This window comes from Sphingopyxis sp. GW247-27LB (assembly GCF_002277025.1).
In the GTDB taxonomy this organism is placed as follows: Bacteria; Pseudomonadota; Alphaproteobacteria; order Sphingomonadales; family Sphingomonadaceae; genus Sphingopyxis.
Window position 1 is genome coordinate 236,929 of the sequence record NZ_NIWD01000002.1, and the last position, 24,314, is coordinate 261,242.

The 24,314-nt window shown below is 67.9% G+C and carries 16 protein-coding genes; 9 read left to right on the forward strand and 7 right to left on the reverse strand.

Features of this window, described 5'->3' with window-relative positions; all coding sequences use genetic code 11:
• Positions 1-78 precede the first annotated feature (78 nt).
• Positions 79-3,678, reverse strand: coding sequence for a trifunctional transcriptional regulator/proline dehydrogenase/L-glutamate gamma-semialdehyde dehydrogenase (putA, locus tag CD928_RS01195; RefSeq protein WP_095383793.1), 3,600 nt, complete (start codon positions 3,676-3,678; stop codon positions 79-81).
• A 105-nt stretch (positions 3,679-3,783) separates the two neighbouring features.
• Here putA and CD928_RS01200 point away from each other — a divergent pair, with 105 nt between their 5' ends.
• Positions 3,784-4,248 (forward strand): Lrp/AsnC family transcriptional regulator, encoded by a 465-nt coding sequence (locus tag CD928_RS01200; protein ID WP_095383796.1) that lies wholly within the window; start codon positions 3,784-3,786, stop codon positions 4,246-4,248.
• 110 nt (positions 4,249-4,358) lie between these two features.
• Here CD928_RS01200 and CD928_RS01205 read toward each other — a convergent pair whose 3' ends face one another.
• Complete coding sequence (locus tag CD928_RS01205) at positions 4,359-5,819, reverse strand: DUF87 domain-containing protein (RefSeq protein ID WP_095383799.1); 1,461 nt, start codon at positions 5,817-5,819, stop codon at positions 4,359-4,361.
• A 93-nt stretch (positions 5,820-5,912) separates the two neighbouring features.
• Here CD928_RS01205 and CD928_RS01210 point away from each other — a divergent pair, with 93 nt between their 5' ends.
• Positions 5,913-6,173: a hypothetical protein gene (locus tag CD928_RS01210; protein ID WP_095383802.1), complete on the forward strand. Its 261-nt coding sequence runs from the start codon at positions 5,913-5,915 to the stop codon at positions 6,171-6,173.
• Between the two features lie 78 nt (positions 6,174-6,251).
• Here the strand turns inward: CD928_RS01210 and CD928_RS01215 are convergent, their stop codons facing one another.
• From CD928_RS01215 to manD, 3 genes are read right to left on the reverse strand one after another with little or no spacing between them, the layout of a single operon-like run.
• Positions 6,252-6,998, reverse strand: a complete 747-nt coding sequence (locus CD928_RS01215) for a FadR/GntR family transcriptional regulator (RefSeq protein WP_095383805.1) — start codon at positions 6,996-6,998, stop codon at positions 6,252-6,254.
• Between the two features lie 34 nt (positions 6,999-7,032).
• Positions 7,033-7,938 carry a DUF4861 family protein gene (locus tag CD928_RS01220; protein WP_255247003.1) on the reverse strand — a complete coding sequence of 302 codons (906 nt, stop codon included), beginning with the start codon at positions 7,936-7,938 and terminating at the stop codon, positions 7,033-7,035.
• Positions 7,926-9,137 (reverse strand): D-mannonate dehydratase ManD, encoded by a 1,212-nt coding sequence (manD, locus tag CD928_RS01225; RefSeq protein WP_095383810.1) that lies wholly within the window; start codon positions 9,135-9,137, stop codon positions 7,926-7,928. Before manD ends, CD928_RS01220 begins: the two co-directional genes overlap by 13 nt.
• 117 nt (positions 9,138-9,254) lie before the next feature.
• Here manD and CD928_RS01230 point away from each other — a divergent pair, with 117 nt between their 5' ends.
• From CD928_RS01230 to fdhD, 7 genes are all read left to right on the forward strand, one after another.
• The gene (locus CD928_RS01230) at positions 9,255-10,406 is read left to right on the forward strand and encodes a glycoside hydrolase family 105 protein (RefSeq protein WP_095385088.1); all 1,152 of its coding nucleotides are present in this window, start codon (positions 9,255-9,257) and stop codon (positions 10,404-10,406) included.
• Positions 10,407-10,570: 164 nt separating this feature from the next.
• The gene (locus CD928_RS01235) at positions 10,571-13,492 is read left to right on the forward strand and encodes a TonB-dependent receptor (protein ID WP_095383813.1); all 2,922 of its coding nucleotides are present in this window, start codon (positions 10,571-10,573) and stop codon (positions 13,490-13,492) included.
• Complete coding sequence (locus CD928_RS01240) at positions 13,489-14,718, forward strand: alginate lyase family protein (protein WP_255247004.1); 1,230 nt, start codon at positions 13,489-13,491, stop codon at positions 14,716-14,718. The genes CD928_RS01235 and CD928_RS01240 overlap by 4 nt, the downstream gene beginning before the upstream one ends.
• Positions 14,715-15,914 carry an alginate lyase family protein gene (locus tag CD928_RS01245; RefSeq protein WP_095383816.1) on the forward strand — a complete coding sequence of 400 codons (1,200 nt, stop codon included), beginning with the start codon at positions 14,715-14,717 and terminating at the stop codon, positions 15,912-15,914. The genes CD928_RS01240 and CD928_RS01245 overlap by 4 nt, the downstream gene beginning before the upstream one ends.
• A gap of 119 nt (positions 15,915-16,033) precedes the next feature.
• Positions 16,034-18,715, forward strand: a complete 2,682-nt coding sequence (locus CD928_RS01250; RefSeq protein ID WP_095383819.1) for a TonB-dependent receptor — start codon at positions 16,034-16,036, stop codon at positions 18,713-18,715.
• A gap of 39 nt (positions 18,716-18,754) precedes the next feature.
• Positions 18,755-20,443: a hypothetical protein gene (locus tag CD928_RS01255; RefSeq protein WP_095383822.1), complete on the forward strand. Its 1,689-nt coding sequence runs from the start codon at positions 18,755-18,757 to the stop codon at positions 20,441-20,443.
• Between the two features lie 113 nt (positions 20,444-20,556).
• The gene (gene fdhD / locus CD928_RS01260; protein WP_095383825.1) at positions 20,557-21,363 is read left to right on the forward strand and encodes a formate dehydrogenase accessory sulfurtransferase FdhD; all 807 of its coding nucleotides are present in this window, start codon (positions 20,557-20,559) and stop codon (positions 21,361-21,363) included.
• Here fdhD and CD928_RS01265 read toward each other — a convergent pair.
• The gene (locus tag CD928_RS01265) at positions 21,360-22,010 is read right to left on the reverse strand and encodes a DUF1345 domain-containing protein (protein ID WP_095383828.1); all 651 of its coding nucleotides are present in this window, start codon (positions 22,008-22,010) and stop codon (positions 21,360-21,362) included. The two genes, fdhD and CD928_RS01265, sit on opposite strands and share 4 nt — an antisense overlap.
• Positions 22,011-22,017: 7 nt before the next feature.
• Positions 22,018-24,297: an FdhF/YdeP family oxidoreductase gene (locus CD928_RS01270; protein ID WP_095383831.1), complete on the reverse strand. Its 2,280-nt coding sequence runs from the start codon at positions 24,295-24,297 to the stop codon at positions 22,018-22,020.
• Positions 24,298-24,314: the final 17 nt, after the last annotated feature.

Below are 24,314 nucleotides of genomic sequence, written 5' to 3' on the forward strand. Positions count from 1 at the left end.
CGTAACCCGCCCTGGATTGCTTCGCTGCGCTCGCAATGACGAAGGTGGGTCAATCTAAGGTAATCTCGCCTTACACGCTCACCCAATCATCATCAGGCTGGCATTGCCGCCCGCGGCGGTCGTGTTGATCGAGGTCGAGACCTCTTCGAGCAGCCAGTCGGGGTGATAGGCGAGGCCGGGTTCGCGGCTCGCCGCATGGAGCGAGGCGATCGGACCGGGAAGGGCCGCGACGGCCGCCGCGGTGTCGGCGACCCGCGCGGCGTCACCCTCGACCAGCGCGGCGCCGAACGGGCCTTCGCCGCCGGACGAAAAGACCGCCGCGACGCGCCGGGGCAGGCCCGCGGGCAGGACCATCCCTTCGACGACGCCGCGATTGCCCGTCGCGAGCACCGCCGCCATCTGCTCGAACAGGCCCGCGCGCGTCGCGGGGCGCAGCAGGATGCGGCCCCGCGCGTGGAGCGCGTAGACGTTGCGCTCGCCGACGGGGCCGGGGAGCAGCAGTTCGGCGCCGAGTGCCGAGGCGCCCTCATAGCGCCGCGCGGTCGCCGCGGCCTCCGCCTCACCCTGCGCGCTGAGCCAGTCGGCGAAATCGTCGAGCGGCGTATCGAGATGCCCCGCGCGCGCCGCGAACACCGGCGGAGTGGCCACGAGCCGGCCGAGATAGAGCGGGCCCCCGGCTTTCGGCCCGGTGCCCGACAGGCCGCAGCCGCCGAAGGGCTGGGTGCCGACGATCGCGCCGATGGTGTTGCGATTGACGTAGCAATTGCCCGCCTTCACCCGCGCGAGCACGTCGGCGATCGTCTTGTCGAGCCGCGTATGAAGGCCGAACGTCAGGCCGTAGCCGGTGGCATTGATCGCGTCGATCACCTCGCCCAGTCGCTCGCGACGGTAGCGCAGGACGTGGAGAACGGGCCCGAAAACCTCGCGCTTCAGGTTGGCGATGTCCGCGATCTCGATGATCGTCGGCGGCACGAAGGTGCCGTGCGCGGCCTCGGCCGGGAGCGGCAATTGCTCGATCCGATGGCCCAGCGCGCGCATCGCGTCGATATGCTTTTCGATATTGGCCTTGGCCTCGGCGGTGATGACGGGGCCGATGTCGACCGCGAGCCGGTCGGGGCGGCCGAGCGCGAGTTCGGCGAGCGCGCCCTTCAGCATCGCGAGGGTGCGGTCGGCGACATCGTCCTGCAGGCAGAGGATGCGCAGCGCCGAACAGCGCTGGCCCGCGCTGTCGAAGGCCGAGGCAATGACGTCGCCGACAACCTGCTCGGCGAGCGCCGAGCTGTCGACGATCATCGCATTCTGCCCGCCCGTCTCGGCGATCAGCGGGATCGGCCTGCCCGCGGGCGACAAGCGTTTCGCCAGTTCGGCCTGGATCAGCCGCGCGACTTCGGTCGAGCCGGTGAACATCACTCCGGCCGTCTCCGCCGCCGCGACCAGCGCCGCGCCGATCGCGCCGTCGCCGGGGACGAGCTGCAGCGCGTCGGCGGGCACGCCCGCCTCGTGGAGCAGGCGCACGCCCTCGGCGGCGATCAGCGGCGTTTCCTCGGCGGGCTTGGCGAGCACCGGATTGCCCGCGACCAGCGCCGCGCAGACCTGGCCGGTGAAGATGGCGAGCGGGAAGTTCCACGGGCTGATGCAGGTGACCGGGCCGAGCGGCGCCTGTCCGGAGCCGAAGGTCGCGCGCGCCTGCGCGGCGTAATAGCGCAGGAAGTCGATCGCCTCGCGCACCTCCGAAATTGCGTTGGGGAGCGACTTGCCCGCCTCGCGGACGATCAGCCCGAGGAGGATCGGCATGCGCGTCTGCATCGCGTCGGCGGCGCGGTCGAGCATCGCGGCGCGCGCCGCGACGGGGGTCGCGCCCCAGCCGGAGGCCGCGGCGCGGGCGACGGCGGCGCGTGCCGCGTCGGGAGAGACTTCGACGACGGTGCCGACATGATCGCGATGATCGGCGGGGTTGAGCACCGCGCGCGGCGTGCCTTCGCCATCGGCCGGGGCGGCGCGCCAGTCGATCGCCGCGCTTTCTTTCAGCGCGTCGGCGAGCGCCGCAAGCTGGCGCTCGTTGCTGAGGTCGAGCCCCGCCGAGTTGCGGCGGTCGGGGTAGAGGTCGGCGGGGAGCGCGATCTGGTCGTGCTGCGCGCCCGGATGCGGCATCGCGCGGACGATCTCGGCGGGGTCGGCGATCAGCTCGTCGACCGGCACCGCGGGGTCGGCGATGCGGTTGACGAAGGAGGAGTTGGCCCCGTTTTCCAGCAGGCGGCGCACCAGATAGGCGAGCAGCGTCTCGTGGGTGCCGACGGGGGCGTAGATGCGGCACGGCCGGTTCAGCTTCTTCGCGCCGACCACCTGCTCGTAGAGCGGCTCGCCCATGCCGTGGAGGCACTGGAACTCATATGTCCCGATCGCGAAATCATCGCCCGCGAGGCGATAGATGGTGGCGAGCGTCTGGGCATTGTGCGTCGCGAACTGCGGGAAGACCGCATCGGTCGCGGCAAGCAGCTTTCGCGCACAGGCGATATAGGCGACGTCGGTGTGGACCTTGCGCGTGTAGACCGGAAAGCCTTCAAGCCCGTCGACCTGCGCGCGCTTGATCTCGGCGTCCCAATAGGCGCCCTTGACCAGTCGCACCATGATCCGCCGCCCGGCGCGGCGCGCGAGGTCGACGATCCAGTCGATGACGAAGGGGCAGCGCTTGCCATAGCCCTGAACCACGAAGCCGAGGCCGTTCCAGCCCGAAAGATCGGGGTCGAGCGCGAGGCTTTCGAGAAGGTCGAGCGAGAGTTCGAGCCGGTCGGCCTCTTCGGCGTCGATGTTGAAGCCGATGTCGTAGCCCCTGGCCTGCAGCGCGAGCGCCTTCACCCGCGGCAAGAGCTCGCCCACCACGCGGCCCGCCTGCGCGCGTGAATAGCGCGGATGGAGCGCCGACAGCTTGATCGAGATGCCCGGCCCCGCATAGATGCCGCGCCCCGCCGACGCCTTGCCGATCGCGTCGATGGCGCGCTTGTAATCGTCGTAGTAACGGTCGGCGTCGGCCATCGTCGTCGCGGCTTCGCCGAGCATGTCGTAGCTGTAGGCGAAGCCCTTGGCCTCCATCGCCCTGGCGCGCTTCAGCGCCTCGGCGATCGTCTCGCCGGTGACGAACTGTTCGCCCATCAGCCGCATCGCGAGGTCGACGCCGCGGCGGATCACCGGTTCGCCGGCGCGCGCGACGAGGCGCGCGAGCGCGGCGCCGAGGCCGCGGTCGTCGACGCTGCCGACGAGCTTGCCGGTGACGACGAGGCCCCAGGTGGCGGCGTTGACGAACAGCGAGCGGCCGTCGCCGAGATGCGCGCTCCAGTCGCCGTCGGCGATCTTGTCGCGGATCAGCGCGTCGCGCGTCGCATCGTCGGGAATGCGCAGCAACGCCTCGGCGAGGCACATCAGCGCGACGCCTTCCTCGCTCGACAGCGAATATTCCTGCACCAGCCCCTCGACGCCGCTGCTCTTGCGACCCGCGCGAAGCGCGGTGACGAGGCGGCGGGCGGTCTCGCTTATCTCGGCGCGGAGCGGATCGGGCAGCGTCGCGGCTTCGAGCAGCGGCGCGAGCGCCTCGGCTTCGTCGCGGCGGGTGGCGGCGGTGATCGCGTCGCGGAGCGGGGTCGCGGAGCGGATCGGCGGGGCGAAGTCGGCGAAGATCGGCATGGCCGCAACCTTACTATCATCGTCCACCGGCAGGTGACTTTTGATATGGAAAGCTCCAGGTCGATCGGCCTATATTGAGGGGGTATATGGTCGAAAGGACTAGAGATGACCGATAAGTCAGGCGATCTGGACGAGTTCGACCGGAAAATGCTCGCGATTCTGCGCGATGAGGGGCGGATCACCGTGACCGAGCTCGCCGAGCGGGTCGGGCTGTCGAAGACGCCGTGCCAGGTTCGGCTGCGGCGGCTGATCGGCAGCGGGGTGATCCGGGGATTCCGCACCGCGATCGATCCCGCGAGGATCGGCATGGACCATGTCGCCTTCGCCGAGGTCAAGCTGAGCGACACGCGCGAGGCGGCGCTCAAGGAGTTCAACGCGGCGGTGCGGCGCATCCCCGAGGTCGAGGAATGCCACATGATCGCGAGCAGCTTCGACTATCTGCTGAAGGTCCGCACCGCGAACATCAACCGCTACCGCGTCGTCCTCGGCGAACGCATATCGAGCCTGCCGCACGTCGCGAGCACCTCCACCTTCGTCGCGATGGAGACGGTGAAGGACAGCTGGAGCTAGGCTCAGAATTAAAATTGAACCGTCATTGCGAGGAGCGAAGCGACGCGGCAATCCAGAACCCGCGTAAACCGCCCTGGATTGCTTCGCTTCGCTCGCAATGACGAAATAGGTTAATCCGCCCCGGTGCTGAGCCCCAACTCCGGGATGCCGATCGAGCGGCGGCCGCCGAAGTCGGAGCGGACGACGACCGCGCCCTGCCGCTCCATATATTCGACGAGCCGGCGGACGCGGCCCGGCGAGCGGGTGCCGTAGGCGCGGCCGAGTTCGTCGTCGTCGGGGCAGGGAAGTCCCTCGGCCGCGGCACGCGCGATCAGCACGAAGGGGGCGAGCATGTCGTCGGGGAGCCGCGCCGCCGCGCCCAGCATCTCGTGCCAGCGCGGTTCGGCGGGATCGAAGATGCCGCCCTTGGCGAGCGCGAAGCGACGGCGGAAGGCGGCGAGATCGAGCGGCACCCGCGCGAGCCGCTGCATCCGGCAGCGCACCGAGAAATCCTGATAGAGAAAGCTTTCGGGGTGGAAGGCGCATTCGGGGTCGGCGAGCATTTCGCGCAGCGCCGCGGCGATCGCTTCCTCGACATCGGTGGCGTCGGCCTCGGCGTCTTCGGGGACCGTCGGCGCGGCCGGGGCGGCGCTGTCGTCGCTCTCGCTGATCCGGCGGAGCAACTCGCCGGCGGCGACCGGAGCAGGCGCGGGCGGAGGCGGCGGGGGCGGGGCGGTCTCCATCGCCGCGAACAGCATCGTGCGCATGTCCTGCGGCTCGGCATCGGGGAGTGGCAGCAGCCCGTGCGTTCCCGCGCGCGAATGGGTCTGCGTCGACCCGATCCGCACCGAGACCGGGCGGCGCGCGATGGCGGGGCCGAGCCCGAGGAAGCAGCCGCGTTCGAGGTCGCGGATCGCCTCGGCCTGCCGCCGCTCCATGCCGAGCAGATCTGCGGCGCGCGCCATGTCGATGTCGAGGAAGGTGCGGCCCATCAGGAAATTGCTCGCCTCGGCCGCGACATTCTTGGCGAGCTTGGCGAGGCGCTGGGTCGCGATCGCCCCCGCGAGCCCGCGCTTGCGCCCGCGGCACATCAGGTTGGTCATCGCGGCGAGGCTGGCGCGGCGCACCGCGTCGGAGACGTCGCCCGACGCGCTCGGCGCGAACATCTGCGCCTCGTCGACGACGACCAGCGCGGGAAACCAGTGCTCGCGCGGGGCGTCGAACAGCGCGTTCAGAAAGGCGGCGGCGCAGCCCATCTGCGCCTCGATATCGAGTGCGTCGAGGCTGAGGATTATCGAGGCGCGATGCTCGCGGATGCGCGCGCCCATCGTCGCGATCTCGCGCTCGTTATAGTCGCCGGCGTTGATCACGACATGGCTGTAGGCGTCGGCGAGGGTCACGAAATCGCCCTCGGGATCGATCACGACCTGCTGGACGAGTCCCGCGCTTTCCTCGAGCAGCCGGCGCAGCAGGTGCGACTTGCCCGATCCCGAATTGCCCTGGACGAGCAGGCGCGTCGCGAGCAGTTCCTGCACGTTGACATGCACGGGCCGGCCGGCGGCGTCGGTTCCGATTTCGATGCTGTTGTTCACGCCGCCGCCCTACCGGGGCGCCCGCGGCTTGACAACCGGACGGCGGCGGCCTTCGGTTCGAGCCGGCCGGGACGGCGAGGAAAGAGGCAGGCGATGGATTTCGACGACCAGCTCAGGCGCTATTTCGGGACGGCGGATCTCACCGTGGTCCACCCCGAGGCGCTCGCGGCGGGGACCGAGCGGATGCGCGTCGACCTGGGGCTGGAGACGAACCGCGGGCGCCGTTTCGCGCTCTGGTCGCTGCTCTACATGCTCGGCGCGGCGCCCGACCTCGACGTCGCGTTCGAGGATACGGCGGAGCGCGATGCGGCGCGCGATTTCATGGACATGATCGACCGGAGCGAAGGCGGGTGAGGGAGACGTTCAATGCATCAAGACCCTGATTTATCACCGTCATTGCGAGCGAAGCGAAGCAATCCAGGGCGGTTTACGCTACTCTGGATTGCTTCGCTTCGCTCGCAATGACAGGGCTGAGGGCATCGCGTCCTGCATCGCGCGGTATCGGGCGATCGATTTTTCCATGTGGCGGCGCGCGGCGCGGCGGGCGGCAGTGGGGTCGCCGGCCTCGATCGCGGCATAGATGGCGCGGTGGTCGCGGTTGATCGTGCGCGCATAATGCTGGTGGCTCGGCTTGTCGCTGCCCTGCAGATAGAGCCGCCGCGAGGGAACCATCCGCACCCCGAGGAACTGGGTGAAGCGAAGGAAATAGACATTGCCCGTCGCCGCGGCGATCGCGGCGTGGAAGCCCGCGTCGGCGCTCACCGAGGCGTCGACGTCGGCGCTGTCCTCCATCGCGTCGAGCGCGCGCCGGATCGCGGCGAGATCTGCGTCGGTGCGCCGCCGCGCCGCGAGGTCGGCCATTTCGGCCTCGAACCCCATACGCATTTCGAGCAGCTTCAGCACATCCTCGATCTCGCCGACCTCGTCGGCGGCGATCTGGAAGGCGCGATATTGGGCGCCTTCGGGGACATAGGCGCCCGACCCGCGCCGCGATTCGAGCAGCCCGCGCGCGGCGAGGCGCGAATAGGCCTCGCGCACGACGGTGCGGCTGACGCCGAACGCCTCCGTGATCGCCTTTTCGGTCGGAAAACGCGCACCCGGCGGCATTTCCCCCGATTCGATCTGTTCCTCGAATCGCTGGACCAGATCATCGGCCAGCGACGCCGCCTTCGTTGCCATGGCCGGAACCGTTATCATCGGCCTTTGGCGCTGGCTAGGGCCGGAAATCCGGCCGCTCGGCATCGACATAGCTGCTCCAGTCGGCTTGGCCCGCGAAGTCGCCGCCCTTGCCCCATGCGGCGCCGCTGTAATAGACGAAGGGCTTGCCCGGCGCGACGCGGACGAGGATCAGATAATTGTCGGCATCCTCGGCAAAGCCCGCGAAGGCCGCGGGGTCGACGATGACCGCCGCGGCCATCCGCCCCTTGTCGCCGTCGACGGGCCCCCACCAGCTCATCCGTGCCGCCTTTGCGTCCTTGCGGATTTCGCCCAGCGCGCCGCCATCGATCGGCCGTTTCGATATCCCGATTCCGATCACCAGCTGGTCGGCGCTGCTCGACGCGATGGTCGACGTCAGGCGGGTGAAATTCGTGCCCGCGGGGAGGGTGAAGCGCCGCGTCTCGCGCACCGTTCGCACCGTGTCGACCGGCCAGGGGTCGTAGTCGACGGTGAAGTCGGCGGCGTCGGGGCCGGCGCTCAGGATCTGCGGCCGGACATAGTTGCGCGAGGTCCACAGCTTGTTGTCGTACCAGACGCCGAGACCGCCGACGCCGCGGCCCGTGCCGACATTGTAGAAGTCGAGCCCCTCGCCATGGTCGGCGTGCTGGTCGCCGGTGCGCAGCTGGCGGTCCATATAGGGCCAGCGCACGCGCTTGCCCCAGGCGTCGATCCCCGACGAGGAAGGCGGTTCGGCGGCTTCGAGCGCGCGGCCATAGATGCGGTAGGCGATGCGGTCGTTTTCCCAGAGGAGGTCGTCGTAGCGATAATCGGCGATCAGCGCCGCGGCATGCTGTTGCCGCTCCCCGGCGGTGGCCGGGCGCATCGGCTGATGCTCGCTGGCCACGGCCGCGGTGCCTAGCAGGACGGCGGCGAGAAGCAGCGCGCGCATCACCAGTTCCACATCGTCCCGTCCTCCAGCCGGTTCACCGGCAGATAGGCACGGGAATAGGGGTGGGTTTCGGCGAGCGCCTCGTCGATATCGACGCCGAGCCCCGGCGCGTCGCCGGGGTGGAGCATGCCGTCCGCGAAGCGATAGGCGTGCGGGAAGACCGCGTCGGTCTCCGCGGTGTGGCGCATATATTCCTGGATGCCGAAATTGGGGATGGAAAGACCAAGGTGAAGCGCCGCCGCCATCGTCACCGGCGACAGGTCGGTCGCGCCGTGGCAGCCGGTGCGGACCTGGTGGAGATCGGCGAGCGCCGCGATCGCGCGCATATGGGTGATGCCGCCGGCGTGGAGCACGGTGGCGCGGATATAGTCGATCAGCCGGTTCTCGATCAGCGCCTTGCAGTCCCAGATCGACGAGAATATCTCGCCCACCGCGAGCGGAGTGGTGGTGTGCTGGCGGATCAGCCGGAACGCCTCCTGATCCTCGGCCGGGGTCGCATCCTCGATCCAGAAGGGGCGCCAGGGCTCGAGGTCGCGGCCGAGCCGTCCGGCCTCGATCGGGGTCAGCCGGTGGTGGATGTCGTGGAGCAGGTGGACGTCCCACCCCAGCGCCTCGCGCGCCGCCGCGAACAGTTCGGGGACGACGCGCATATATTTTTCGGTCGACCAGATATTCTCGGTCGGCAGGTCGGCGTCGGCGGGCTCGTAGAAATAGCGGTCGCCGCTGACGCCATAGGTCGAGGGCAGGCCGGGTACGCCGCATTGCAGGCGGATCGCCTTGTAGCCCTGGCGCTGATAGTCGAGCGCCGCCTCGATCGTGTCGGCGACGGTCGCGCCATTGGCATGGCCGTAGACCATGCAGCCTTCGCGCGCCGCGCCACCGAGCAGCTGATAGACGGGCAGCCCCGCGAGCTTGCCCTTGATGTCCCACAGCGCCATGTCGGCCGCGGCGATCGCGGTCATCGTGACCGGCCCGCGCCGCCAATAGGCGCCGCGATAGAGGAATTCCCAGATGTCGCCGATGCGGTGCGCGTCGCGCCCGATCAGGCACGGCACGACATGGTCGGAGAGATAGCTGGCGACCGCGAGCTCGCGCCCGTTGAGCGTCGCGTCGCCGACGCCGGTCGTGCCGTCGTCGCATTCGACCTTCAACGTCACGAAATTGCGCCCGGGACAGGTGGTGATCACCCGGGCTGACACGATTTTCGGCATTCGTTTCCCTCTTGGTCGTGAAAGTTGTCTGACAACATTATTGACATATCCGTGCGAAAAGGAAAGAGATTGTTACCGGTGTCAGAGACCATGCCGTTCCGCAATAAGGGAGATCATATGTCGCTGAGCCTGCTTGTGCCCTTTGTCCTCGCCGCCGCGCCGGCAGAGGCCGCGCCCGCGATGCCGCGCGCGTCCGAAATCCTAGCCGAGACGCGCCGCGTCGCCGATTGGCAGCTCGCCAACCGGACCAACTGGGCGGCGATGCCGCTGGCGCGCAAGAGCGTGCGCAATCCGCGCGACTGGCAACAGGCGACCTTCTGGGTCGCCTTGAGCGAACTCGCGAACCGCGACCGCCGCTACGCCGAGCCGCTGTTCGCGCTGGGTCGCGAGGTCGAATGGAAACTCGGCGACAAGCCCTTTCATGCCGACGACCAGCTGATCGCGCAGGCGTGGATCTGGGCGGCGCGGCACGGGGCGGGGGAGGCGGCGATCGCCCCCGCGCGCGCCTATTTCGACCATGTGCTCGCGAACCGGCCCACGGTGAGTCTCGAATTCCTGCCGCACGCGCCGGGGAAGGGAACGTCGGATTGCACCGACCGCTGGTGCTGGTGCGACGCGCTGTTCATGGCGCCGCCGACGCTGCTGCGGCTCGCGCAGGCGACCGGCGATGCGCGCTACGCCGATTTCGCGCATGAAGAGTTCAAGGCGACGACCGACTATCTGTTCGACCCCGCCGAACATCTTTATTTCCGCGACAGCCGCTTTTTCGAGATGCGCGACGACCAGGGGCGCAAGCTGTTCTGGAGCCGCGGCAACGGCTGGGTGATCGCCGGGATCGCGCGGATGCTGCAGGCGATGGCGCCGGGCGATCCGCAGCGGCCGCGGTACGAAGCGCTGTTCAAGGAGATGGCGGCGCGGCTCGTCACGCTGCAAAAGCCCGACGGCTATTGGTCGGCCTCGCTGCTCGATACCGATCCGGGCACGAAGACCGAAACCAGCGGCACCGCCTTTTTCACCTATGCCTTCGCCTGGGGAATCGACGCGGGATTGCTCGACCGCGCGACCTATCAGCCGGCGGCGATTCGGGGCTGGCGGGCCCTGGTGCAGGCGGTGCAGCCCAGCGGGATGCTCGGCTGGGTCCAGCAGGTCGGCGACCGCCCCGACAGCGTGTCGGCGAGCGAGACGCAATTCTATGGCAGCGGCGCCTTCCTGCTCGCGGGGACCGCGATGTACGACCTCGCGCGGAAGGATGGTAAGCCTTCAAAATAGGCGGTTATGCGCGCGTTTCATCAGCGCCGGCCGCCCTTTTTCCCCTCCCGGTTGACACCGTCAAAAAAGATGTAATACAACTGTAGTTGTCATACATCTAAAACTGACACCGGTATCAATCGGCGATCAGGCCCTCCGCGAGAGGGGTCAACAGGGAGAGCGACATGACATCACGACCGGTCCAGGCAGCCCGCGCGACGCTTCTGGCATCCAACATGCTGGCGGTGGCCGCCCCGGCCTTCGCGCAGGACGCATCGCCGGCGGCAAGCGAAGCGATCGCGGCGGCGCCCGCGCCCGGCGAGGAGATCATCGTCTCGGGCGTGCGCGCGACTCAGCGCAGTTCGATCGATTTCAAGCGCAACGCCGACGTCGTCGTCGACGGGCTCGTCAGCGACGAGATCGGCGCGACCCCCGACAATTCGGTGGGCGACACGCTCGAACGCATCGTCGGCGTCTCGGCCGACCGCTTCAAGGGCAACGCCAACGAGCTGTCGGTGCGCGGGCTGGGGCCGACATTGAGCTTTTCGACCTTCAACGGCCGCGAGGTGTCGACCGCGGGCCCCGACCGCTCGGTCGCCTTCCAGCAATTCCCCTCGGAGCTGATGAACGGCGTCCTCGTCTACAAGACGCAGCGCGCCGACTTCCTCGAAGGCGGGGTCGGCGGGGTGATCGAGCTCCGGTCGATGCGGCCGCTCGACTATGGCAAGCGGCGTATCCAGTTCGAGGTGCGCGGCGATTTCCAGCCGCAGGACGACGACGTCTATCAGCACGACGGGCTCGGCTATCGCGCCAATTTCTCCTACACCGACCAGTATGAGACGGGGCTCGGCGATATCGGCGTGTCGATCGGCTACCAGCGGCAGGACACGACCGCGCCCGAGGATTATTACAACGGCAATTCGACCTTCCAGCTCTGCAACACCTCCGCCAACGATCCGTGGCAGCTCACCGGCAATTCGGCGACGCAGGCGGCCGCGGGCGCCAACGTCAACTGCACCTTCGCAGAGGGGCCGCGCACCGCGAACGGGGTGACGGTGGGCGAGACGATCGGTGACTATTATTTCCCGACGTCGTCGCGCAGCTTTCGCACGCAAAGGACGTCGGAGATTCGCGACGGGCTGATCGCGGCGATCCAGTGGCGGCCGTCGCCGACGCTCGAAATCGCGATCGATGGCCAATATTCGAAACGCCGCAGCCTCGAGGACCGCAACGTGCTCGGCATCGCCGAGGGGCTGCGCGGAATCGAGCCGCTGGTCATCGGCAACGGCAGCAACGGCTATTCGCCCGGCGCGCTGATCAGCTATCGCGGCAATTCGAACATCGAGAACCAGCTCGAAACGCGCCAGCGCAACGAAACCTACAAGGGCGGCGGGGTCAATATCATCTGGACCCCCGACCGCTGGACGGTCTCGCTCGACGGGTCCTATTCGGACAGCCATCGCACCGAGACGCAGAAGGCGACGCGGATGCGGTCGAACCGGCGCGTCGGCTATACGCTGACCTATCTGGACGACGATGTCGTGCCGAACGTCGAGTTCGACGATTTCGACATCACCGACCACGACCTGTTCCTGACCACCGCGGCCAATTCGGTCTACGCGCGCAACCGCTTCGTGACCGACCGCCAGGACACGATCTGGGCGGCGAAGCTCGACGCCGAGCGCGAACTCGACGGCTTCGTCACCTCGATCAAGGTCGGGGGGCGCTATTCGGATCACCAGCGCACGAACGACAATGCCCGCAACAGCGACCGCAACACGCTGATCCCGGTCGACGGCCTGACCCCGGCCGAACTGATCGCGCAGGCGAACGCGCAGTGCCGCGCGCCGTTCACGACGACCTCCTACATGCAGGGAATGGGAACCAACGTCACGCGCTGGGCGACCTTCGACAACGACTGCCTGTTCCGCACCTTCACCGGCAGCGACGACGCGCTGCCCTATCCGACCGACGGGCGCGACCCGAGCGACATCGACGTCACCGAGCGCATCTATGCCGCCTATGCGATGGCGAATTTCGCCTCCGACGCGGGCAGCATTCCGTTCAGCGGCAATGTCGGGCTGCGCTGGGTCAAGACCGACATCACCTCGATCGGCTATCGCCAGGCCTATATCCTGACGGTCGACACCGCGGGCGACACCTATACCGTTGATGTCGATCCGAATGGCGAGCTGGTCCGGAACAGCGCGAAGGGCAGCTATAATTATTTCCTGCCGAGCGCGAACGTCTCGTTCGACCTGTCGCAGCAACTGAAGCTGCGCCTCGCCGCCTATCGCGCGATCGCGCGGTCGGGGATCGAGAGCTTCGGCGCGGGGATCGATCTCAATCCGTCCGAGGGCACCGGGCTCGACAACATCATCTTCGACGCGACGACGGGCAATCCGAACCTCAAGCCACTGCGCGCGTGGAACCTCGACGCGAGCCTCGAACTCTATGCGTCGAAGGACACGCTCGTCTCGCTCGCGGGCTATTATAAATGGGCGAAGGGCACGGTGATCCGCGCCGAGCAGCCGATTCCGACCGACGTCACCATCACGACGATCCGCGACGGCGGCGCGCCGGTGACCGAGACCGTCACCATCTCGCCCACCGCTCCGGCGAACGACAGCGAGACGCGCCATCTCTATGGCGTCGAGGCGACCTTCAGCCACGCCTTCACCTGGCTGCCCGACCCGCTCGACGGCTTCGGCATCCAGGGATCGGTCAACCGCGCCTTCGCCAATTTCGAATATCCCGACACCTCGCCGATAGCCGATTACGTCGATCCGGCGAACCTGATCGGCCTGTCGAAATGGACAGCGAGCGGGTCGGTCTGGTTCGAGAAATGGGGGCTCTCGCTGCGCGCGAACCTCCGCTACCGCTCGGGCTATTACAAGCCGAACAGCGGCACGAACCGCGAGATCCGGTCGGCGACCTATCTCAACCTGTCGGCGCAATATGATCTGACCAGGAATGTGCAGCTGAAGCTGCAGGCGCTCAACGTCACCGGCACCAACGACGTCATGATCAAGGGCGGATACGACAGCATCGCCGAAGTTTCGCACAGCGGCCCGCAATATTTCTTCGGATTCCGGGTCCGCCTGTGAGGCGAAAAGGAAAAGCCCTCCACCCATGGGCTCTGACTGCCGCCGCCGTATGTCTTCCGACTGCGGCGGCGGCTCTTTCCCCGCCGCCAACTCCACCCCCCGCCTGCCAGGCGAGCGACGGCTACGCCGGGGCGTTCGGCGGGCGGCGCATCTTCGCGCTGCGCCCCGACGAACTCGCCGCGACCAAGGCGTCCTTCGCGGCCGATCCGTCGGCGCCGGCCTATCGCGACCTGATCGCCGAGGCCGACCGCGCGATCGCGCGCCGGCCCGGATCGGTGATGGACAAGCGGACGATCCCGCTGTCGGGCGATCGCCACGATTACCTGAGCCTCGCGCCCTATTGGTGGCCCGACCCCGCCGACCCCGAGGCGCCCTATGTCCGCCGCGACGGCCAGGTGAATCCCGCGCGCGCGACCGACCGCTTCGACCGCACCGCGCTGGGCCGGATGGCGCGCGACGCCGAAACGCTCGCGCTCGCCTATTATTACAGCGACGAGCCGCGCTATGCCGAGGGCGCGGCGCGGGTGATCCGCGCCTGGTTCCTCGATCCGGCGACGGCGATGAACCCGAACATGGCCTATGCGCAGGCGGTGCCGGGGCGGTCGAACGGCAGAGCGGAAGGCGTGCTGGAGACGAGCGGCTTCATCGGCGTGATCGACGCGGCCGGGCTGATCGCGCCGTCGGGCGCGCTGTCGCCCGCCGAGAGCGCGGCGCTCGAGCGCTGGTTTTCGCGCTATATCGACTGGATGACGACGAGCGCCAACGGCCGCGCCGAGCGCAAGGCGGGCAACAACCACGGCCTCTGGTACGACGCGCAGCTCGCACGCTTCGCGCTGTTCGCGCGCCGGCCCGAGGTGTCGCGCGCGGTGGTCGCCGATTTTCCGAAGGCGCGGATCGCGCGGCAGTTCGACCCGTCGGGCGCGCTGCCGCATGAGCTGACGCGCACGCGCAGTTTTCATTATTCGCTCTACGCGCTGCAGGCGGCCTATACGCTCGCTGACAGCGCGGCGTGCCTCGGGGTCGATCTTTACGGCTATCGTGATGACAAAGGCCGCTCGCTGCGCCGCGCAACCGATTATGTCGCGGCCTATCGCGGCCGCGCCGCCGACTGGCCGCACAAGGAGCTGCGCTGGCCCGCCGCGATGCTCGACGAGCTGCTGGTCCGCGCGCGCCGGGCGTGGGGCGCCGATGCCTTTCCGGTCGCCCCGGTGGCGGAGGAGCGATGATCGCGCGCCGCGCCCTGCTCGCCGCGGCGCTGCTTGCGGGACCGGCGGCGGCTTTGGCGCGCAGTGCTGAAGCGCCGCTCGACATCGGCGCGATCGAGCGGCGGCGGGTGCTGCCGCGCGCCGCCGCGCTGCTGAGCGAGGCGCCGCGCACCATAGCGGCGATTCCGGCGCCGCGCAGTCCGGCGGGCCCGCAGGTCTATTATTCGGAAGGCGATTACTGGTGGCCCGACCCCGCGCATCCGGGCGGTCCCTATGTTCGCCGCGACGGCCGGTCGAACCCCGACAAGTTCGACGGCCACCGCGACGCGCTGATCGCCTTCGGGCGGACGGTGCCGACGCTCGCGGCGGCGTGGGCGCTGTCGGGCGAGGCGCGCTTCGCTGAGGCTGCGGCGCGCCATATGGATGCGTGGTTCGTCGATCCGGCGACGCGGATGAACCCGAACCTCGACCATGCGCAGGCGATCATCGGGGTGAATGGCGGGCGCGCGATCGGGGTGATCGACACGCTGCAGATCGTCGAGGTCGCACGCGCCGCGACCTTGTTCGCGACGCGCGGCGCGCCGGGTTATGCGCGCATCCGCGCCGGGGTCGAGGACTGGTTCGCGCGCTATCTGGACTGGCTCGCCACCTCGCCCTTCGGGGTCGAGGAGCGCGATCAGGAGAATAATCACGGCAGCTGCTGGCTGCTCCAGGCGGCGGCGTTCGCGGCGCTGGTCGGGCGCGGCGATGTGCTGGCCGAGGCGCGCGACCGGCTGCGGACGGTGCTGATCCCGACCCAGATCGCGCTCGACGGCCGCCAGCCGCTCGAACTCGCGCGGACCAAGCCCTATGCCTATTCGCTGTTCAATCTCGACGTGTTGGCGACGACGGCATGGCTGCTCGCGGGCGAGAGCGGCGAACTGATCGCGTGGAGGACTGCCGACGGGCGCTCGATCGCCGGCGCGATCGCCTTCATGGCGCCGTTCATCGCCGACAAGGCGCGCTGGCCCTATCCGCCCGACGTCGAATATTTCGAGGGCTTTCCGGTGCGCCAGCCGAGCCTGTTCTTCGGCGGGCTCGCAGCGGGCAGGGACGACTGGCTCGACCTCTGGCGGCGGCTCGACCCCGATCCGGCGATCGGCGAGGTGGTGCGCAATTTTCCGGTTCGGCAGCCTTTGCTGTGGCTTGCCGAGGATCGGGATTACATATTGAATTAGAGGTATAATTTTCCAATCGGGTTCGGCGGTTCGCGCCCGCATAGTTGTCATACAATTTTTTCTTGACAGCGCGGCGGTGCAGGCAGATCATTCATGACACCGGTTACCAAGGCCGGACAATGACAGACAATGACAAGGGCGTCGACGAATGTCGCGGCGCCGAACGTGGGGAGGATGAGATGGCTATTCGCGGAAGAGATGCGGCCGGCATCGTGGCGCGGCTGGCGGGCGGGGTTTCGCTCGCGGCGCTCGCTATGGCTCCGGCCTTCGCGCAGGACGCGCCCGCAGGCGACGCGACGGCGGGGGACGATGCGATCATCGTCACCGGCATCCGCGCCTCGCTCGAGCAGGCGGCCGAGATCAAGCGCGATTCCGACCAGATCCTCGACGTCATCACCGCCGAGGATGTCGGCAAGCTCCCCGATTCGAACGTCGCGGAGGCGCTGCAACGGGTGACCGGCGTCCAGATCACGCGCGTGTTCGGCGAAGGGCAGGCGGTGTCGGTGCGCGGGCTGCAACAGGTGCGGGTCGAGGTCGACGGCCGCACCCTGCTCGGCTGGTCGGCGCGGCTGTCGCCGCCCGAGAACGACCAGCTCGGCCGCTCGTCGGGGCTCGATTCGGTGCCGTCGAGCCTGTTCGGCAGCCTCGAGGTGCGCAAGTCGCCGCTCGCGAGCCAGGCCGAGGGCGGGCTCGGCGGGACGGTCAATCTCGTCACGCCCAAGCCGCTGAGCTTCAAGGAGCCGACCGCGTCGCTGCGCGTGCAGGGGGTCTATTCGGAAAATTCGGACAAGTTCGAGCCCGCGATCACCGGCTTCGCGACGACCAAATTCGCCGATGGGCGCATCGGCGTGATGATCGCGGGCGAATATCAGAAGCGCACCTCGACCACCCAGGCGTTCGAGCGCAACAATTTCCTGAACCGCAACTACACCGGGACCGGCGGGACGGTGGCGCAGCCGACGCCGGTGCTGCTGCAGTACGAGAATTTCGTTGTCGACCGTTCGCGGCTCGGGCTCAACGGCGCGATCCAGTTCGAGGTGACGCCCGAATTCACGCTGACCGCCGACGCGCTCTATTCGAAGCTCAAGACCGGGCGGCACCAGGATTTCTTCGCCTTCCGCCTGCCGACCGGGGCCAATCCCGTGACCAATGCGGTGGTCGAGGATGGAATGGTCGTCGCGGGCAATGCCAACGGCACGGTGACGACCGCGGGGCAGATCCGCAACGAGCCGACCGAGAGCTTCCTCTATGGCCTCAACGGCAAATATGAGAGCGGCGGGCTGACGATCGAGGCCGACGGCTATTACAGCAAGGGCACGATCGACCAGACGATCCAGATCATCACGCTGCAGGCGGCGGCGCCGGTTCCGGGCGCGTTCGATTTCCGGGACAACGCCGTTCCGTCGCTGACGCTCGGCGGCACGTTCGACCCCGCCGACTATGCGTCCTACAATCCCGCCAACAACGGCGTGCGCAGCAACCGGCTGCTCGGGCTGCTCGAGGAATGGACCGGCAAGTTCGACGTCGCCTATGAAAGCGATAGCGGCGTCACCGTGTCGGCGGGGGTGCGCTATACCGATCTTCACGCGCGCTCGAACGCCTTCCGCAGCCAGGTCACCCCGACGCGCGACGAGATCGAACCCTATCTGACCTTGATCGACGCGGGCGACTTCCTGCCCGATATCGCGGGGACCTTTCCGCGCGGCTTCCTGAGCACCGCGCCGACCTACGATTATGTCTTCAACCGCGCGCAGGCGGCGCAGCCGAACCCCGATGCGGACGGGCGGTCGACGCTGCTTCCCAATTCGCAGCGCGACTATGATTTCAGCGAGCGGACGCTCGCGGGCTATCTGATGGTGTCGGGCGAGGGGGAGATCGGCGGCATCCCCTTCCGCGCCAACGCGGGGGTCCGCATCGCGAGCACGCGGCTGTCGGTCGACACTTTCCTCAACGTCGGCAGCACGAGCACGCTCGTCACCGACAAGAATCGCTATACCAACGTGCTGCCGAGCGCGAACATCGCGTTCAACATCACCGACAATTTCATGATCCGCGTGTCGGGGTCGCAGACGATGCAGCGCGCGTCGATCGCCGACCTCGCGCCCTCGACCTTCTTCAACGCGACCAACCTGTCGGTGACCGGGGGCAATGCGGGGCTCGAACCGCCCATGTCGACGCAGGCCGACATCAGCTTCGAATATTATACGGGCAAGAGCTCGCTGATCTCGGGCGCGGTCTTCTACAAGGACGTCACCAACTTCATCGCCAATTTCGTGACGTCCGGGGTCGACCTGAACCTCGACCCGCAGGGGCGCGAACTCGTCTTCTCGCGGCCCGAGAATCTGGCGAGCGCGAAGATCAAGGGGTTCGAAGTCGGCATCCAGCAATTCCTCGACTTCCTGCCGTCGCCGCTCGACGGCTTCGGGATCATCGCCAACTATACCTGGTCGGACTCGGAGGATAATGCGGGCTTCCCGCTCGTCGCGGTGTCTAAGAACAGCTACAACCTCGTCGGCCTCTACGAGAAAGGGCCGTTTTCGGCGCGCCTCGCCTATAATTACCGCGACGAGGCGGTGTTCGAATTCTCCGAAGGGCGGCCGAGCTTCATCGGCCCGCGGTCGCAGCTCGACGCGCAGATCGGCTTCGACATCACCAAGAATTTCGCGCTGTCGCTGCAGGCGCAGAATCTGATGCCGAAGAAATCGGCGACGCAGGAGTATAGCAATTTCGTGCCGACCGCGCTCAACAGCTATGCGCTGTCCGAGCGGCGCTTTTCGGTCGGGCTGCGCGCCAAATTCTGAAGCGGGCCAAATTCTGAAGCGGGAAAGGGAAGAGAATCCATGAGGTCGCCGAGCGCGGGAACACGCGCCTTTTGCATCATCCTGGCCGCCGCCGCCGGCGCGGTGTCTGCGCGCGCCGAGCCGCCGGCACTGCCGAAAATCCTTGCCGATCCCGCGACGCAGGCGGCGCAGCCGTTGCCCGATTACAGCTATGCCGGCTACGGCTTCGGCACCGCGCCGATCCCCGAGGATGCGGGGACGGTGGTCGATGTCACCGATTATGGCGTGGTCCCCGACGACGGGCTCGACGACAGCAAGGCGGTGCTGCGCGCGCTCGATGCCGCGAACAAGGTGAAGGGCAAGGTCACGCTGCGCTTTCCGGCGGGGCGGACGCAGATCACCGAGGTGCTGCGGATCACGCGCAGCGACATCGTTCTCGACGGCGCCGGGGACGGGGCGGGGGGAAGCGAACTCTTCTTTCCGCGGCCGCTGAAGCTGATCGACAAGAGCCACGCTTTCGACGAGCTTCGCGCCTATCTGGTGCACGAGAAGAAATATCAGGTCGAGCCCGAGCATAATATCGACTATCTGTTCACCGAATATAGCTGGGCCGGCGGGATGATCTTCGTCGGGCCGGAGAATACGCGCCCCGTCTCCTACGACGGCAGCAAGGACGTTCGCGATCCGGTGCTCGCGAACGGCGTCGCGGGCAAGCAGTTCGGGCGTATGCTGACCGTCGACGATCCGGCGAAGCTGCACGTCGGCGATGTCGTCCAGCTCCAATGGTTCTCGGTCGACGGGCCCGATAGCCGGATACTGAAATCGCTTTACGGCGACACCGACCTGCCGATCGGGTCGCACCACTGGAGTTCGCCGAACCGGCCGGTCGTGGTCCAGTCGACGCGCGTCGCGGCGATCCGCGGCAAGACGGTGACCCTCGGCGATCCGCTGCTCCACGACGTGCGTGCCGACCAGCCCGCGGTGGTGGCGCGGTGGGAGCATCTTTCGAACATCGGCATCCAGAATCTGCGGCTGCAATTTCCAGAGGCGCCCGCCTTCGGTCACCATCTGGAGCAGGGCTATAACGGCATCTACATGACCGGCGTGTTCGACGGCTGGATCCGCAAGCTGACGATCGATCGCTCGGACAGCGGCATCCTCACCGACAATGCCGCGAGCCTGACGATTTCCGACATCACGACCACGGGCGATCGCCGCGCGCATTATTCGGTGCACGTCGGCGCCGTGCACAATGTGCTGGTGAAGAATCTGAAGGTCGCAAACCCGGTGATCCATCCGCTGAGCGTCAACACGCGCTCGACGCGCTCGGTGTTCCTGCGCGCCGATGTCGAGACGCACGCGATGATCGACCAGCACAGCGGATCGAACCACCAGAATCTGTTCGATCAGGTGACGCTGCGGATCGACCCCAGATTGGTGAAGGGCGACTGGCGCTATCAATTGTGGGTCGGCGGCGGCGCACCCTATTGGAAGCCGGGGCACGGCCTCTACAACACCGTCTGGAACGCGCGGCTCGTCATTCCCGACAATGTTCCGCACGACGCGACGGTGATGATCGACAGCGGGCTCGAGGGCCCCGGCGAGCGGATCGTCGGGCTGCACGCGAACCGCGCGATCGCGGTCCACTATAACCCCACGCCCTATATCGAGGGGACGGGGCAGGCGGTCGCCAGCGCGCCATCGCTTTACGACTATCAGCTCGCGCGGCGGACCCCGTCGGCGCGATAGCGCACCTGCAAACGGGCAGGCGATTTGCGGCGGATATTCGGATAGACCGGGGCGGGCGGACAATCCGTTCGCCCCGATCCGAGGTGCCGTAGATGGAAGAGTCCGATTCCCGAATGTTCGAACGCGACTCGATCGCGCTTCCGGTCCGGCGCATCGGTCTGGGCGAACCCGGCGATGACGCGCTGACGCGTGCGGTGCCGATCGAGGCGCCGGTGTCGATCGAAGTCTGCGGCATCGGCTATGCCGTGATGATGGCGACGCCCTCCGACCTCGAGGACTATGGGCTCGGCTTCGCGATGAGCGAGGGGCTGGTCGACGGCCCCGGTCAGGTTCGCGGCATCGACGCGCAGGCCATCGAGGGCGGCTGGGCGCTGCGCATCTGGCTGCCGCCCGAGCGCGCCGCGCAGGCGCTGGAGCGGGCGCGAAACCGGGTGAGCGAGAGCAGCTGCGGGCTGTGCGGGATCGAGAACATCGAGCAGGTGCTGCGCCCGCTGCCCGCGGTCACTGCAAGCATCGCGGTCGATCGCGCGGGACTCGCCGCCGCGCTCGCATCGCTCGGCGATCACCAGCCGCTCGGGCGCGCGACGGGCGCGGTCCACGCCGCGGCCTTTTGTTCGCCGGACGGCGCGATCCGGCTCGCGCGCGAGGATGTCGGGCGGCACAATGCGCTCGACAAGCTGATCGGGGCGCTCGCGCGCGCCGGCATCGATCCCGCGAGCGGCTTCATCCTGCTGTCGGCGCGGTGCAGCTACGAACTGGTCGAAAAGACTGTCCGCGCGGGCTGCCCGATGCTCGTCACCATCTCCGCGCCGACCAGCCTCGCCGCCGAGCGCGCCGCTGCCGCGGGGCTGACGCTGATCGCGCTCGCGCGGCCCGATTCGGCGCTGGTCATCAGCGGCGAGGCGGTCAGCGGGCTTTAGGCGCCGCCGATCGCGTTCACCGTGAATGCCAATATCCCCATGTTGAACAGGAAGGCGGCGAGCGAGTGGCCGAGCACGACGCGCCGCATATGCGCGCCTGAAATCGTCACGTCGGAGGTCTGGAAGGTCATGCCGAGCGTGAAGCTGAAATAGAGGAAGTCCCAATAGCCCGGCTCGCCCGCGCCCGGAAACTCCAGCCCGCCGCGGTCGTGGCCGTGCGGCTGGAGATAGAAGAGATGGGCATAATGGAGCGTGAAGACGAGGTTCGCGAATAGCCACGAGAGGGCGAGCGTCGCGACGATCAGCACGATGTCGCCGCGGCCGAGCGCCTGCGGCCCCGCGATCAGCGAACCGACCGCGAACAGGATGACGAGCGACAGGAGCACCGAGATGGCGAGGAGGCCTGCGCGGTTGGCGTCGTTGCGCTCGGCGGTGCGGCGCATCGCGTCGGGGTCGGCGCCGAGCAGCGGCCAGGCCGCGCAGAGGAAGAGGAAGGCGGCGGCGTCGAAGCCGGTCAGCAGCGCGATGCGCGGGGGAGCGTCCGCCGCCATCGCCGCGCCGCCCGCCGCGAGGAAGGTCGCAACGAAAAGCAGGAAGCGCGCGGGCGCGATGCGATCCCCCGGAGCGAAATCGCGCCGTGCGGCCATCGGCGCGTTAGCCTTTCGCCGCCGGAGCGACGACGCGAACCGGGATCGACTTCGCCGCGGGCGTGCCGCTGATCCGGTCGTAATGGTCGAGCGGCAGCAGCGGGTTGAGCTCGGGATAATAGCCCGCCACGGCGCCGCGCGACATCGGATAGTCGATGATCGTCAGCCCGTCGACGCGCCGCTCGACGCCGTCGTCGCTGATCGTTTCGAGCGCGACGCGCGCGCCGGCGTCGAGCCCGCGCGCTTCGCGATCCGCGGCGTTCATGAACAGTATCATCCGGTCGCCGCGCACGCCGCGATAGCGGTCGTTGTAGCTGTAGATGGTGGTGTTGAACTGATCGTGCGAGCGCACCGTCGCGAGCCGCAGCATCGCGGGGTCGGCGATCTCGGCGTTGACCGCGAGGCCGGGCAGGACCAGGAAATTGGCCTTGCCGTTGGGGGTCGCCCACACGCGGCGGCGCGGCGGGATATCGAGGTGGAAGCCGCGCGGCGCCTTGATCCGCTCCGAAAAGCCTTCGTAGATCGCGGGATAGACCTCGGCGATCTTGTCGCGGATGCGGCCATAATCGTCGATATAGCCCGCCCAGTCGACCTTGCTGGCCGGCAGCGCCGCCATCGCCATGCGGCAGACGATCTCGACCTCGGGCATCAGATGCGGGCTCGCGGGGTCGAGCACGCCGCGCGAGGCGGTGACGTTCGACATCGAATCCTCGATCGTCACGAACTGCTCGCCCGCCGCGGTCTCGATACGCTCGGAGCGCGCGACGACGGGGAGGATCAGCGCCTCCCTGCCGTGAACGAGGTGCCCGCGGTTGAGCTTGGTCGCGATGCCGACGGTCAGGTCGAGCTTTCGCATCGCATCATAGGCCCGCTCGGTGTCGGGCACCGCGCGGACGAAATTGCCGCCGAGCCCGATGAAGACCTTCGCGGTGCCTGCGAGCATCGCCTCGACCGATTCGATCGTGTGATGGCCGTGCGCGCGCGGCGGGTTGAAACCGAAGACGTCGCGCACCCGGTCGAGATAGGCCGCGCCCGGCTTTTCGTCGATGCCGACGGTGCGGTCGCCCTGGACGTTCGAATGGCCGCGGATCGGCGAGATGCCCGCGCCGGGCCGCCCGTAATTGCCCTTGAGCAGCAGGATGTTCGCGACCTGCTGCACCAGCCGCGACCCGAGCTGGTGCTGGGTCAACCCCATGCCGTAGCAGATGATCGTCGCCTTCGAGCGGATGTAGATTTCGGCGCAGCGACGAATCTGCTCTTCCGAAACCCCGGATGCCGCGACGATGTCGGCCCAGTCCTGCGCCTCGATATCGGCCTTCAGCTCCGCGAAGCCTTCGGTGTGCTCGCGGAGGAAGTTGTGGTCGAAGACGGTCTCGCCCGCCGCCTCGCGCTCGACCATCACCTTCATCATGCCCTTGAGCAGCGCGAGGTCGCCGCCGACGCGGATATGGACGAACTCGCTCGCGATCTCGGTCGAGCCGAAGGTCGCCATCTGGATGGCGTCCTGCGGTTCGGTGAAGCGGATCAGCGCGCGTTCGGGCATCGGGTTGACCGCGACGATGGGGACGCCGCGCTTCCGCGCCTCGACGAGCAGGGTCATCATCCGCGGCGCGTTGGTGCCGGGGTTCTGGCCGATGACGAAGATCGCTTGCGCCTGTTCGAAATCCTCGAGCACCACCGTGCCCTTGCCGACCCCGATCGCGGGCGGCAGGCCGCGGCTCGTCGGTTCGTGGCACATGTTCGAACAGTCGGGGAAATTGTTCGTGCCATATTCGCGCACGAAGATCGAATAGAGGAAGGCGGCCTCGTTCGGGGTGCGGCCCGAGGTATAGAATTCGGCCGCGTTGGGGTCATCGAGCGCGCGAAGATGGCGGCCGATCGTCGCGAAGGCCTCGTCCCAGCTCACCGGCACATAATGATCGGTCGCGGGATCGTAGCGCATCGGCTCGGTCAGGCGGCCCTGCATTTCGAGCCAATAGTCGGACTGCGCCATCAGCTCGGCCACGCTGTGCTGCGCAAAGAAATCGCGCGTTACGCGGAACTTCGTCGCCTCGTGCGCGAGCGCCTTGGCGCCATTTTCGCAGAATTCGAGCGTCTTGGTGCAATCGGCGTCGGGGAAGGCGCAGCTCGGGCATTTGAAGCCGCCGGGCTGGTTCATCGACAGCAGCGCGCGCGAGCCCTTGGTGACGACGCTCTGTTCGAGCAGCACCTTCGCGGTCGCGGCGGCGGCGCCCCAGCCGCCCGCGGGGCTGGTGTAGCTTCGATATCTCGGCTTGCTGTCCGTCATTCGCGCCGGGCTCCTCG

Coding starts and splice junctions, on each gene's coding strand:
- putA (WP_095383793.1), bottom strand. CDS start 3,678: ATGCCGATCTTCGCCGACTTCGCCCCGCCGATCCGCTCCGCGACCCCG.
- CD928_RS01200 (WP_095383796.1), top strand. CDS start 3,784: ATGACCGATAAGTCAGGCGATCTGGACGAGTTCGACCGGAAAATGCTC.
- CD928_RS01210 (WP_095383802.1), top strand. CDS start 5,913: ATGGATTTCGACGACCAGCTCAGGCGCTATTTCGGGACGGCGGATCTC.
- CD928_RS01215 (WP_095383805.1), bottom strand. CDS start 6,998: ATGGCAACGAAGGCGGCGTCGCTGGCCGATGATCTGGTCCAGCGATTC.
- manD (WP_095383810.1), bottom strand. CDS start 9,137: ATGCCGAAAATCGTGTCAGCCCGGGTGATCACCACCTGTCCCGGGCGC.
- CD928_RS01230 (WP_095385088.1), top strand. CDS start 9,255: ATGTCGCTGAGCCTGCTTGTGCCCTTTGTCCTCGCCGCCGCGCCGGCA.
- CD928_RS01235 (WP_095383813.1), top strand. CDS start 10,571: ATGACATCACGACCGGTCCAGGCAGCCCGCGCGACGCTTCTGGCATCC.
- CD928_RS01245 (WP_095383816.1), top strand. CDS start 14,715: ATGATCGCGCGCCGCGCCCTGCTCGCCGCGGCGCTGCTTGCGGGACCG.
- CD928_RS01250 (WP_095383819.1), top strand. CDS start 16,034: ATGACAGACAATGACAAGGGCGTCGACGAATGTCGCGGCGCCGAACGT.
- CD928_RS01255 (WP_095383822.1), top strand. CDS start 18,755: ATGAGGTCGCCGAGCGCGGGAACACGCGCCTTTTGCATCATCCTGGCC.
- fdhD (WP_095383825.1), top strand. CDS start 20,557: ATGTTCGAACGCGACTCGATCGCGCTTCCGGTCCGGCGCATCGGTCTG.
- CD928_RS01265 (WP_095383828.1), bottom strand. CDS start 22,010: ATGGCCGCACGGCGCGATTTCGCTCCGGGGGATCGCATCGCGCCCGCG.
- CD928_RS01270 (WP_095383831.1), bottom strand. CDS start 24,297: ATGACGGACAGCAAGCCGAGATATCGAAGCTACACCAGCCCCGCGGGC.